Raw genomic sequence first — 11,235 nt, forward strand, 5'->3', positions numbered from 1 at the left:
GGAAGGGCTTGAACTGAGTGGCCGTCGCCGTGGCTGACGGTTTTACTGTAGTATCGACGCATGATCGCCTCGCTTGAAGATGGTGACTGATGGGTTTGGTGGCGTTGCCGGGCGGCAGCGCTGTTGATCCGGCACTTATAGGTGCGCAGGCGGTCCAGGACTTCGAGCAGGAGCTGGTGGACCAGTACGCGTTGGCGATGTCGGCGGCAGGTCTGACTGACCGCCACATCGGCGGGACTCGGGCGATCGTCATCGAGTTCGCTCGCTCGCTGTCGACTCCGCTGTGGGAGGCCACCTGTGCGGACGCGGACGCGTTCTTGGCCCAGCAGCGGCGGATGGGGCTCAGCGTGTCGACCCGGGCGGGCAAGGCCGGCGCGCTGGCGGGCTTCTACGAGTTCGTGATCGCCCGCTACGAGGGCGCGATCCGCCGCACGACCGGTGTCTTGGTCGAGCAGCCGATCGATGAGTTCAATCGCCAGTCCGGGGCATCGCTGGGCAAGGTCCGGGTTCCGCCGTCGGATGAGGAGATCGACTCGCTGTTCACCGCCTGGCGTGGGTCGGTCCCGCAGGCACGCAAGTACCTTCCCGCGGCCCGCGACTACTTCGCCGCCTCGCTGTGGCGCCGACTCGGGCTGCGTATCAACGAGACCGTCATGCTCGACATCCGCGACTGGCGCCCCGATCTGGGTGAGTTCGGCAAGCTCCACGTCCGCCACGGCAAGGGCTCGGGCGGCCGCGGACCGAAGCCGCGGCTGGTGCCCGGAATCAACGGCGCGAACCAGTTGATCGACTGGTGGCTGGCCGAGGTCCGTCCGCAGTACGGCGAGGATTGGGGCGACATGGACGCCCCGCTGCTGCCGTCTGAGCGGTTCGACCGCGATCTCGACCGGTGCGGACGTGTCGGCGCGAACGCGCTGCGCCGCGCCCTCGGAATCCAGGTCGACCGGTGGCTTCCCGCCTGGTCGGGACGGATGACGCCACACGTGCTCCGGCACTACTGCGCATCGTCGCTGTACGCGGCCGGCATGGACATCAAGGCGCTCCAAGAGCTCCTTGGACACCAGTGGCTTGCAACGACTTCGGGCTACCTTCACGTCCGCAGCGACCACATCGAACGCGCGTGGAACAGCGCGAGCGACCGCATTGAAGCCCGCCTGGGCCTTCGCAACGACTGACCCGACCGACGAACCGAAGGAGAGGATCCAGATGCAGTGGAGCCTGCGGCTGCGGGCCGCGGAACGAGGGATCTGGAAGTCCGCGCAGCTGCGCAGGATGCTGGCAGAGGCCGGGCTCGAGATCTCCGCCGGCAAGATGTCGTCGTGGTGGGCCGGGACCCCGCCGACGATGCGCCTCGAAGAACTCGACGTGCTGTGCGCCGTGCTCGACTGCACCCCGAACGACCTGATGACACCCGAACCGGACAAGGTCGCCGCGCGCCGTCCCCGCAACACCGACGCCGCCAACGGCAACGGCGGAAACGGGAATGGCGATCCGAACGGCAACGGCGGCACGACACCGTCGGTCACGCCGCGGCTCGGCAAGCCCCGCTCGACCCCGCCGATGTAGCCCGCGCCCGCATCGACCACGGAGACGACGAGCACCGCATGCCCGCGCCCGGACCCAACGCGGCGTTGCGGCTGCCGCCCAAATGCAACGCCTGTCAGAGCAACCGCGTCGCGTGGACCAGCCCGAGGGTCGACTTCTGCTACCAGTGCCTGCCCGGCGGCCCGTTCCCGCCGCCGCCCTGCGGCCGTTGCAGGGCAAGCACCGACTACTTCAGTCAGGGACTGTGCAGCCGGTGCCATCCCCGCAGCCCCGAGCACATCGGGTCCTGCAAGGGCTGCCTGGCCTGGGGCGTCTACCCCCGCCATAACTGGACCTGCTGGTCGTGCCGCTGGTGGCAGAGCCACTACCCCAAGGGCACCTGCGCCTACTGCGGCCGTGCCAGCCACGTCAGCGACCGAGGAGCCTGTCGTCTGTGCCTCGAGAACGCCAGACTCGAGCAGGGGCCCGCCCGTGCCCCCGATCTGGTCGGCGCGAACAACGACAGCCAGCAGCTGTTCTTCGCCAACATGGTCTTCAAGCGGCGCGTGACACCGCTGCCCGACTACGTCCGCTGGGACGGCCAGTGGTCGCAGAAGAACAAGAATCAGCTGCCCTACAAGCCAGACACCCGGTTCGACGAGCACGCGCTTGAACAGCTGGTCCTGTTCGACATGGACCCCGATCCCGAAGTGCTGCGCCAACGCCTCTTGGTCGAGGACAGCGAACTGACCCGGTACTGCGCGTCCATCGTCGCCGACCACGCCCGCCGCTACGGCTGGAGCGTCAGGCAGCGCAATGCCGTGATCCAGTCCCTGCGCCTGCTGCAGATCCTGCGGCCCACGCCCACCGCGAAGGTCCGCGCCAGTGACGTCGTGGCGTTGCGCCGCTACGACGGCACCATCACCTCCACCCTCGACGTCCTCGCCGAAGCCGGACTCCTGATCGAGGACGTCCCAACCCGGGTCGAGCGGTACTTCAACGCCAAGTTCATCGAGTCCGGAGCCCTCCCGGACACCATGCGCGAGCACCTCAAGCTGTGGCTTCAAATCATGCTCGGCGGATCCCGACAAGCACCCCGCCAGCTGCCCCGCGAACCCGAGACCGTCGAGATCCACATCCAAGGGCTCGCGCCCGTAGTGCAGACCTGGGTCGAAGCCGGGCGCCAGTCGTTCGCCGAGATCAGCAAGGACGACATCCTGGCCGCCCTCGCCTGCCTGCCCGCCGGCACCAGCCACCGCCACTTCGCCGAGAACGGCCTGACGTCGCTGTTCAAGATCCTCAAGGGCCGCCGACTCGTCTTCACCAACCCCATGAAGGGCATCGACCTCACCCGCATCGCCACGAACCTTCCGCTGTCGCTCGACGTCGCAGTGATCCGGGGGGAACTGGACTCGCCGAACCCGGCCGTCGCACTCGCCGTCGCTCTGGTGGCCTTCCACGGACTGACCGGCAAGCAGGTCCGCGAGCTGCAGCTGACCGACATCATCGACGGCCGACTTCACCTCGACGGCCGAGACATCCCGCTCGCCGCACCCGTCAGGACCCGGCTCAGCGCCTGGCTCGACCACCGCAACCGAACCTGGCCGGCCACCGCGAACCCGCACCTGCTCATCAACCGACGAACCGCGCCGCGCCTCGTCCCCGGTGGCCCGTCCTTTCCCTGGAAGGAAAGCCGCATCCGCCCGAGCGCCCTGCGCGAAGACCGCATCCTGCACGAGATCCACGCCACCGGCGGCGACGTACGCCGCATCTACGACCTCTTCGGACTCAGCGTCGAAGGCGCCACCCGCTACCTCAAGACCGTCGAGCACCCCGACCTGAGGAACGAGGACCACCCCGGCAACCGGCCATGACCATTCCTCTCCCAACCGATCGGCGCGGGCCAACGGTCGTCGCAACATCTCCACGCCACGGACAAGCAACCGCGGCGCGCACGATTCGGACACTCTGGCGCTGCTGACTTTGGTCACGGGCCGCAGCGTGGCGGCTCAGCGTCCCCGCATCCGTCCCCCCGAACCGTCGAATGGCGGGGGGACGTGGCGCCCTACACCGCGTTTATGCAGGTCAGGCGGCGTCCCCCCGAAACATCAAGGAGATTCCAGAGCCGGTGGCTCGAGTGGTGGAGGAGGAGTCCCGCAAGCGGATCCACTTCTCGCGGAGCTCGACGCGACAGCGTTCGTGGTCGGTCTGCTTACCGGCGTCGCGAGTCCGCGGCGCTGCGGCCCTGCGCCGAGCTGGTCGATCCTGGAGGTTCCCACGCCGCAGCCCATTGGGCTATGGACTCGATCACCGGCGCCAGGGAGTGGCCCTTGGTCGTCAGCGTGTAGTGCACGGTGGTGGCGGAGGAGGCGCGTTCCACCACGCCCTCGCGCTCGAGCTCGCGGAGCCGCTGGGCGAGGAGCCGATCGGTGAGCCCGGGGATTCTTGAGCGGATCTCGCCGAAGCGGTCGGCTCCGTCGAGGAGTGCGCGGATGATCGGGCCGTTCCAGCGCCGCCCGATCAGCTCGACCGCGCGGTGGAAGACCGGACAGTAGCCCTGTGTCTCGTCCATGCAGACAACCTCCGCGGCCGACGAGTCGCCGGACCTTGACTCTTGCCAACGCCGTTCCCGGAATGATACTCCTAGCGTCACTTACAAAGAGTAAGTGACTAATTCGCATACGAGGAGCTCTCATGGACGTTCTGGTCCTCATCGGCCGGATCCTTTTCGCGCTACTGTTCCTGGGCGCCGGGATGGGCCACTTCAGCCAGCGGGAGATGATGACCGGCTACGCGGCGAGCAAGGGTGTGCCGGCCGCCGGGTTGATGGTGCCCTTCTCTGGTGCGGTGAGCATCCTGGGCGGCCTCATGGTGGCCGTCGGGGTCTGGCCCGACCTCGGTGCCCTGCTGCTGGTCGCCTTCCTGGTGCCGACGGCGGTGCTGATGCACGGCTTCTGGCGCGAGACCGACCCGGCGAGCAAGGCCAACGAGCAGACCCAGTTCCTCAAGGACCTGTCCCTCGCGGGTGCCGCGCTCGCCCTGTTCGCGTTCTTCGCCTCCGCGGGCGACGAGCTCGGCCTGCTCGTGCTCGGCCCGGTGTTCACGCTGTGACCGGCTTACTGGTCGACCTGCCCGCCCGCGGCGGCGCCAGGCCGCGCACTACCCCGAGCAATCCGCACACTCAGCTCGATCAACAACCGGACGACGATCGGCCGCGCCGCCTCCTGGAGGAGCGGCTCGCCCAGCTGCCGGACGTGGTCTGGCGCCCCAGCATGATCTCGGTCCCGGGAGCGCGCGCCCTGACCCTGCCGGAAGACGCCGCGCAGGGCCCGCCCGAGGCCTTCATGATCGGCACCGAGTTCGCTCACCTGCACCCCGCCCCGGACCACTCACTGCACCTGGTGCTGCCGCCCGACGTCGCCTCCCGCGTAATCGAGACAGGCTGGGCAGAGCAACACCCGATCGCCCGCCGCGGCCTGATCACCTCGGGCGCGGTGATGATCTACGCACCCCGCGACGAGGAGGAGGCAGAGCTGGTCTCCCAGATCGTGACCGCCGCCTTCGAGTACGCCACCAACCCCCCGGCCTGACCAGCCGTACTGACAGAGCGCCGACGTGCCCGGCATCCGGGCCACTCGGGTCCGGACCAGTCGAACAAAGATCGGAGTCATCCATCATGCGCATCCACGAGCTCGGCCACCTGGTGCTCTACGTCCGCGACCTGGAGCGCTCACGGCGGTTCTACCGAGACGTGCTCGGGTGGAACGAGATCCGCGGGGAGGTCCCCCTGCCGGTCCCCGCGGCGGCGTTCTCCTCCGGACGCACCCACCACGAGCTGCTGCTCATCGAGGTGGGCCCGGCCGCGGCGCCGATGCCCCCGGGGCACCGTGTGGGCCTGTACCACTTCGGCCTCAAGGTCGGCGACGACGACGACGACCTGCGCGAGGTCGTGCGTCACCTGACCGAGCACGGGGTGCAGATCCAGGGGGCCAGCGACCACACGGTCACCCACTCGCTCTACATCGCCGACCCCGATGGGCACGAGATCGAGCTCTACGTCGATGTGATGGCCACGGAGGAGTGGCTCGCCGACCCCTCGGTGGTCTTCGCCCCGATCCGTCCCCTACGTCTGTGACCCTCCGTGGATGCCTGGAGCGGCGCAGGCCGCAGCGTCTGGCCATCGGCATCCAGTCCGCTGCCCAGATCACCGGCCGTGCTGAGGTGACAAGGCCGGCACCGTGTTGCTGCGCTACTCACTTACGACAATCATGCCGTCTCTCAGATGAGTATGGCGGCGGCCGATTGCGCGATGGGTTACGAGGCGTGGAGAAAGGGAGCGAGCCCCGCACGCGCGGGGGGTCCGATGGCCGCGGTTTCCGTGCTCCTCGCAATCCAGCATGCCCCGGTGCGGGGCCGGCTGACGGTTCACCTGCATCGAGCGCGTCACTGTGAACCGCCTGGGCGTGTCCGGAGACTACGGATCGTGGTGTTGAGGTCCCATTCGGTCAGCGGATGTTGGGGCCGGTCTTCTCGTCGAGGTTACGCACGTGCCGCTCCACTCTCCGCAGGGTCCGTTGGAGGTTCTCGAAGTAGCCGGGGAGTTCTTCGAGGACGGCGGTGCTTCGGTTGAGCCGGTCCAGACTTCCGGGCAGTGGTCCGGTGGTGGAGGCGAGCCTGCGCAGCGGCCGTTCCATCTTGTCCAATGGTTCGACGAGGCTTTGGTCGAGGCCGGCGAGGCGGCCGTCGAGCCGGCGCAGGGAGGTCTGGAGGTCGCCGAGCTGGCCGGACAGTCGCGCGAGTTTGGGTGCGGCCTCGCCGAGGGGTTTGGAGGTGCGTTGCAGCGTCTCGAGGTCGCGCAGAAGTCGGTCGACCTGGCCGGCGAGGGTCTCGATGTGCGGCGCGACAAGCGACAGGTCTTTCGTCGCTCTGACGACCGGCGGGGTGACCTTCTTGACGTTGCGGTCGATCCGCTGGACTTGGTCGAGGGTGTCGGGGGCCCGGTCGACGACCTCGAGGGTTTCGGGCATGCGGGTGGCGGCCTTGGCGAGGGCCGGGATGTGGGGGATGAGCAGGGCGAGTCCGAGGGTCAGGACGAGGAGGACCAGCGCGACGAGGGCCGCGAGCGCGCGTACCGCCCAGAGCGGGAGAGCGTTGTGAAGCATGAGGAACCATCCTTGCGTTGACGGGCAGCGGGTCCCGCTGTTCGCTTCGGGCGACGGTGTGGTGCGTTGTTCACCCGCCCGATGCTGCGGTCACTGCGTGCCCCGGGTGAAGTGGTCGACGCCGACGGTGAGGAACACGGCCGTTGATGTTCCGACCAGGGATCCGTCGCGGTCGGTCAGGCTGGCGGCGAGGAACAGTTTGCGGCCCTCTTGATTCGTCACGCGTGCCTCCATCCGGTAGGGGACGCCGATCAGTACTGGCGCTCGGTAGTCGACCGTCAGCTGGCGGGTGACCGCGGGGGTTCCGACCAGGTAGAGCAGGAATCCGTAGAGGTCGTCGATGACGGTGGCGACTGCGCCGCCGTGGGTGATGCCGGGTGCGCCGATGTGCCGGTTGTCGAAGGTGTGCTCGGCCACGACGCCGTCCCCATGGCGGCGAACCTGGAGGTGGTGGCCGTGCGGGTTGTCGGGTCCGCAGCCCAGGCACTGCTCGTGGTGGGGCGGCAGGTCGACTCCTTCCGCGTGCGGGCGGAACTTCTCAGCCAAGGTGGCAAGCATCGATGGCAGGTCAGTCATGGGGTGGACGGCCTCTCAGGAGTTGGGCCCAGGCGGCGAGGACCTGTTCTTGGCGGTGGCCTGGGTGGGAGGTGAGCAGGCCGCTGACCCCCCTGCCGAGCAGGAGGTCGAGGGTGAGCCGGATCGTGACCGGGTCGTCGGTGACGTAGGTGCGACAGATCTGCGCAAGCTCGTCGTTGACGCGCTCCTCGGCTGGGATCAACTGGGCTCGCAGATCGGGGTGTGAGCGGGCGGCCACCCACAGTTCCAGGGTGGCGGCGTACAGCGGACCCGAAAGAGCCTCTGCCAACAGCCCGAGCGCAGCCTCCTGCCGCTCGATCCGACTCCGAGAACGCTTCGCCCCTTGAGGCGTGGCCGGGGACAGGTCGGCCAACGCCTCGCGTACTCGCCGCAAGCGCTTCTGTGCCAGATACTCGACCGCCGCGACCACCAACTGGTCTCGGGTCCCGAAGTGATGCAGCTGTGCGCCTCGTGACAGACCGGCCTTCGCGGCCACGGCGGCACTCGTGGTACCGGTGTAGCCCAGGTCGACCAGGCACGCCACGGTGGCCTCCAACAGCACGTGACGGGTGGCTGCGGAGCGTTCCTCCTGCCGCCTTGCCTGCACTGACACAGCCACACCTTACATGCAGGCACGAATGTATGTAACTTTGGGTGCGTCGAGTTCCTCGCATCCGAGGGCGGGCCATCCTGAACGAAGCCGGGACCCGACGTCTGTCGGTCAAGGGGTTCGGCGATGCTCGACGACGACGACCGCTACACCTCCGCCACGCTCGCGGAAGGGTCTCAGGTCAGTCCGGCCGTGATAGCCGCCGAATGGCCGAGGCAGCGACGTTTCCTGCCCAGCGAATTGGAGGGAATACGGGAGCGCTGGTCCGGTTGCCGGCGGGGGGTCCTGGGCGTTCCCCAGAAGTCCGGCTCTGGATGCTTCGGTTCGCTCAGTTGCGGACCTCGATGTTTTGTCGGTCGGTTGCCTCGGCCTGCTGGTTGAGCATGGTCAGCAGCTTGTCGCCCTCGATGTCGAGGTCGGGCAGCACGCGGTCGAGCCAGCGGGGCAGCCACCATGCTCGCTCGTCGAAGACGGCCATCAGGGCCGGGACGAGCGTCAGCCGGACGACGAAGGCGTCGATAAGGATACCGGCGGCGAGAGCGAAGCCGATCTGCTTGATCATGATGTCGTGGCTGAAGATGAAGCCGGAGAACACCGCGACCATGATGATCGCGGCCGCGACCACGACGCGGCTGGCCTGGTCGAACCCGCGCACGACGCTCTGGCGGGCCGGCTGGCCGTGGATGTGTGCCTCCCGCATCGAGGAGACCAGGAAGACCTCGTAGTCCATGGCGAGCCCGTAGAGGATGCCGGTCACGATGATCGGCATGAAGCTCATCAGCGGGCCGCCGGTGTCGAACCCGAAGAGGCCACTGAGCCAGCCCCACTGGAAGACGGCGGTGGTGGCACCGAAGGTGGCCAGGATGCTGAGCAGGAAGCCGGCGGTGGCCTTGAGTGGGACGACGACCGAGCGGAAGACCAGCATCAGGATCAGAACGGAGAGCACGATGATGATGCCGAGGTAGAGCGGTAGGACGTCGGCGAGCTTGTCGGACATGTCGATCCCGATGGCGGTGAACCCGGTCACGCCGAGTTGCACCTGGTTGTCCTGGGCGATCGCGTTGTCGGGCTCGCGCAGCGACTTCACGAGGTCGCTGGTGGCCTCGTCGCTGGGGCCGGAGGTGGGGATGACGCTGAACACGGCCAGGTCACCGGCCTCGTTGACGCCAACGGGGGCGGCCAGCACGACGTCGTCTCGGCCCTGGAACTCCCCGAGGAGTTTCGCGGTCAGCTCGGGTGTGACGCGGCCTGCGGTGCCGGTGGGCTCTGCGGTGACCAGGAGGGGGCCGTTGAATCCCTCGCCGAAGCCCTGGGAGACCGCCTCGTAGCTCTGCCGGGCGGCGGTGTCCTGGTTCGCGGTCTCGCCGGTTGGGATACCCAGGTTCATACTGGCCGCCGGGATCGCCATCACGCCCAGGATCGCGACCACGCCCGCGATGACGGGCCACCGGAACCTGATCACACCCTTGACCCAGTGGTCGGCGACGCTGTGCGACTCCGCCTCCACCCTTGCGCGGCGTCGGGATCGGGCCTTGTCGGAGCAGATCCGCTCCCCGACCAGACCCAGCAGTGCGGGCAGCAGGGTCAGGGCGATGAGCACGGCCAGGGCCACCGTGGACGCCGCGACCAGGGCCATCGTGGACAGCATCGCGATACCGATGACGGTCAGCGCGCTCAGCGCGATGAGGACGGTCACGCCGGCGAAGAAGACCGCGCTACCCGCGGTGCCGACCGCTCTGCCGGCCGCCTCCCGCGCGGTCAGGCCTTGGTCGAGGATCAGCCGTCGCTGCCGGTTGACCACGAACAGCGCATAGTCGATGCCGACGGCGAGGCCCACCATGAGACCGAGCACTGGGGTGGCGGAGTTCATCTCGACGGCCGTCGAGAGCGCGTACGCTCCGCCGACGCCGATGCCGACCCCGACCAGCGCGGTGACCAGAGGCAGGCCGGCCGCGATCAGGGAACCCAACGTGAGCACCAGCACCAGGGCGGCGACGGCGAGACCGACGACCTCGCCGATGCCGACCGGGATCTCGATGGCCTTCAGCGAGTCGCTCGGGAGCACGGTGATCCCCGTTCCCTCCTCGGCACGCTCCACCACCTCGACCACCGAGGTGACGTCGTCAGCTGTCAACGAGGTCGAGGCGACCGTGAACTGGAACTGGAACAAGGCGACCTGCCCGTCCGTGGACACCAGCACGCCGGGCACCGGGGTCCCGTCCACCACCAGCGGCTGGTAGGAAGGCGCCTGCCCCTGGTCCGACCCGGCTGGGGGATCGGCCGGCGCATCTTCCTGAGGAGTGCCCGGTCCGCCCTGCTCCCCGGTACCCAGAGCGGCGTCCAGGGGGTTGACGACCTTCTCCAGGTCATAGACGTCGCCGACGGTGCCGCTGATCACCGCAAGTCGGTCCGGAGTGTCGAGCCGCTCACCGTCCGGGGCAGTGAAGACCACACTGGCCTGGCCCCCCGAGGCGGCGGGGAGCTCGTCGGCTACGCGGTCGAGCACGGTCTGGGCCTCGGTGCCCTCAATCTTCATCTCCGAGCTGACGCTCACCCCGTTGATAGCGACCGCGCCGACTACCACTGCGAGGGCGGCGAGCCAGCCCGCAATGAACAGCCACGGTTTGCCGAACGCAGTTCGTCCGAGCCGGTACAAGAAGGTGGACATGGGCCTGGTGCTCCTTGAGGGCAAGTGGGGCGGCGTCTAGAAGCCGTGGCGCAGGTAGTCGAATGTGATATCGAGGAATGAGCTGTAGTCCATCGACGTAGAGCTGAGGTCGCTCTCACCGCCGAGGTGCACATCGAGGGTCCCCTCGAGGGCGGCCATCACGGCGCCGTACACGGCACCGAACAGCAGGGGCACGTAGACGGTGGGGTACCGGTCTCCCGCCACCGAGGCCAAGAGGTCCTGTGCGGTATGGCGCATGCGTTGCTGAACGCCCAGTACGTAGGGCTCCAGGGTCGGGTACTGCCGCGCCATCGCCATCAGCTCGCGCATCCTCACCAACGCGTCTGCGGTGAACTGCGTCCTCATCACGGCCAGCAGGGCATCGAGCAGGGACAGATCAGCGGGAAGGCCGGTCAGGATCGCACTCGCGTCCTCGACACCACCGAACGCGACCGAAGCAACTGCCTCCTCCTTGCAGGAGAAGTGGTTCGCGAAGGTACGGCGCGAGTACCCCGCCCGCTCCACCACGTCCGCAGTGACAAACCCCGACAAGCCGCGCTCACGGGTCGGGACTGCTGCACGGATAGGTGACATCTGATCTGTGGTGCCGAGAGGTGCCGCTGGAAGGATGTGCACTGTGCCGAAGCCGTACCCCCAGGAGTTCCGCGACGACGTGGTCCGTGTCGCGAGGAACC

12 protein-coding genes are annotated in these 11,235 nt (G+C 68.1%); 6 read left to right on the forward strand and 6 right to left on the reverse strand.

Features of this window, described 5'->3' with window-relative positions:
• Nucleotides 1-89 precede the first annotated feature (89 nt).
• From IE200_RS18865 to IE200_RS18875, 3 genes are read left to right on the forward strand one after another with little or no spacing between them, the layout of a single operon-like run.
• The gene (locus IE200_RS18865; protein WP_191281038.1) at nucleotides 90-1,175 is read left to right on the forward strand and encodes a tyrosine-type recombinase/integrase; all 1,086 of its coding nucleotides are present in this window, start codon (nucleotides 90-92) and stop codon (nucleotides 1,173-1,175) included.
• A gap of 31 nt (nucleotides 1,176-1,206) precedes the next feature.
• Nucleotides 1,207-1,566 (forward strand): helix-turn-helix domain-containing protein, encoded by a 360-nt coding sequence (locus tag IE200_RS18870; protein WP_179661755.1) that lies wholly within the window; start codon nucleotides 1,207-1,209, stop codon nucleotides 1,564-1,566.
• 38 nt (nucleotides 1,567-1,604) lie between these two features.
• Nucleotides 1,605-3,398 (forward strand): hypothetical protein, encoded by a 1,794-nt coding sequence (locus IE200_RS18875; protein ID WP_191281039.1) that lies wholly within the window; start codon nucleotides 1,605-1,607, stop codon nucleotides 3,396-3,398.
• 338 nt (nucleotides 3,399-3,736) lie between these two features.
• Here IE200_RS18875 and IE200_RS18880 read toward each other — a convergent pair whose 3' ends face one another.
• Complete coding sequence (locus tag IE200_RS18880; protein WP_179652831.1) at nucleotides 3,737-4,096, reverse strand: winged helix-turn-helix transcriptional regulator; 360 nt, start codon at nucleotides 4,094-4,096, stop codon at nucleotides 3,737-3,739.
• Nucleotides 4,097-4,218: 122 nt separating this feature from the next.
• On the opposite strand from IE200_RS18880, the gene IE200_RS18885 reads away from it, so the two are divergent.
• From IE200_RS18885 to IE200_RS18895, 3 genes are all read left to right on the forward strand, one after another.
• Nucleotides 4,219-4,635, forward strand: a complete 417-nt coding sequence (locus IE200_RS18885; protein WP_188782382.1) for a DoxX family protein — start codon at nucleotides 4,219-4,221, stop codon at nucleotides 4,633-4,635.
• Nucleotides 4,632-5,114 carry a luciferase domain-containing protein gene (locus IE200_RS18890; protein ID WP_013601282.1) on the forward strand — a complete coding sequence of 161 codons (483 nt, stop codon included), beginning with the start codon at nucleotides 4,632-4,634 and terminating at the stop codon, nucleotides 5,112-5,114. The genes IE200_RS18885 and IE200_RS18890 overlap by 4 nt, the downstream gene beginning before the upstream one ends.
• A gap of 86 nt (nucleotides 5,115-5,200) precedes the next feature.
• Entirely contained in the window at nucleotides 5,201-5,659 is a 459-nt protein-coding gene (locus tag IE200_RS18895; protein ID WP_179652835.1) for a VOC family protein, read from the forward strand.
• Nucleotides 5,660-6,029: 370 nt separating this feature from the next.
• On the opposite strand, the gene IE200_RS18900 is transcribed toward IE200_RS18895, so the two are convergent.
• The 5 genes from IE200_RS18900 to IE200_RS18920 form a co-directional block, all read right to left on the reverse strand.
• A complete protein-coding gene (locus IE200_RS18900) occupies nucleotides 6,030-6,686 on the reverse strand; it encodes a hypothetical protein (protein ID WP_191281040.1) in 657 nt (218 codons plus the stop codon).
• A gap of 90 nt (nucleotides 6,687-6,776) precedes the next feature.
• The gene (locus IE200_RS18905; protein ID WP_229856814.1) at nucleotides 6,777-7,232 is read right to left on the reverse strand and encodes a PaaI family thioesterase; all 456 of its coding nucleotides are present in this window, start codon (nucleotides 7,230-7,232) and stop codon (nucleotides 6,777-6,779) included.
• 22 nt (nucleotides 7,233-7,254) lie between these two features.
• On the reverse strand, nucleotides 7,255-7,875 hold the full coding sequence (locus IE200_RS18910; RefSeq protein WP_191281042.1) for a TetR/AcrR family transcriptional regulator: 621 nt from the start codon (nucleotides 7,873-7,875) through the stop codon (nucleotides 7,255-7,257).
• A 325-nt stretch (nucleotides 7,876-8,200) separates the two neighbouring features.
• Entirely contained in the window at nucleotides 8,201-10,540 is a 2,340-nt protein-coding gene (locus tag IE200_RS18915) for an MMPL family transporter (protein WP_191281043.1), read from the reverse strand.
• A 36-nt stretch (nucleotides 10,541-10,576) separates the two neighbouring features.
• Nucleotides 10,577-11,235, reverse strand: a 659-nt coding sequence (locus IE200_RS18920) for a TetR/AcrR family transcriptional regulator (RefSeq protein WP_229856815.1), incomplete at its 5' end; no start/stop codon positions are given.

It is taken from the genome of Nocardioides flavus (ex Wang et al. 2016) (assembly GCF_014653115.1).
Taxonomy (GTDB): domain Bacteria; phylum Actinomycetota; class Actinomycetes; order Propionibacteriales; family Nocardioidaceae; genus Nocardioides; species Nocardioides flavus.

What these genes read in the sequence shown, in the direction of transcription:
- IE200_RS18870 (WP_179661755.1), top strand. Translation starts at nt 1,207, where the DNA reads ATGCAGTGGAGCCTGCGGCTGCGGGCCGCGGAACGAGGGATCTGGAAG.
- IE200_RS18915 (WP_191281043.1), bottom strand. Translation starts at nt 10,540, where the DNA reads ATGTCCACCTTCTTGTACCGGCTCGGACGAACTGCGTTCGGCAAACCG.
- IE200_RS18880 (WP_179652831.1), bottom strand. Translation starts at nt 4,096, where the DNA reads ATGGACGAGACACAGGGCTACTGTCCGGTCTTCCACCGCGCGGTCGAG.
- IE200_RS18865 (WP_191281038.1), top strand. Translation starts at nt 90, where the DNA reads ATGGGTTTGGTGGCGTTGCCGGGCGGCAGCGCTGTTGATCCGGCACTT.
- IE200_RS18875 (WP_191281039.1), top strand. Translation starts at nt 1,605, where the DNA reads ATGCCCGCGCCCGGACCCAACGCGGCGTTGCGGCTGCCGCCCAAATGC.
- IE200_RS18885 (WP_188782382.1), top strand. Translation starts at nt 4,219, where the DNA reads ATGGACGTTCTGGTCCTCATCGGCCGGATCCTTTTCGCGCTACTGTTC.
- IE200_RS18900 (WP_191281040.1), bottom strand. Translation starts at nt 6,686, where the DNA reads ATGCTTCACAACGCTCTCCCGCTCTGGGCGGTACGCGCGCTCGCGGCC.
- IE200_RS18895 (WP_179652835.1), top strand. Translation starts at nt 5,201, where the DNA reads ATGCGCATCCACGAGCTCGGCCACCTGGTGCTCTACGTCCGCGACCTG.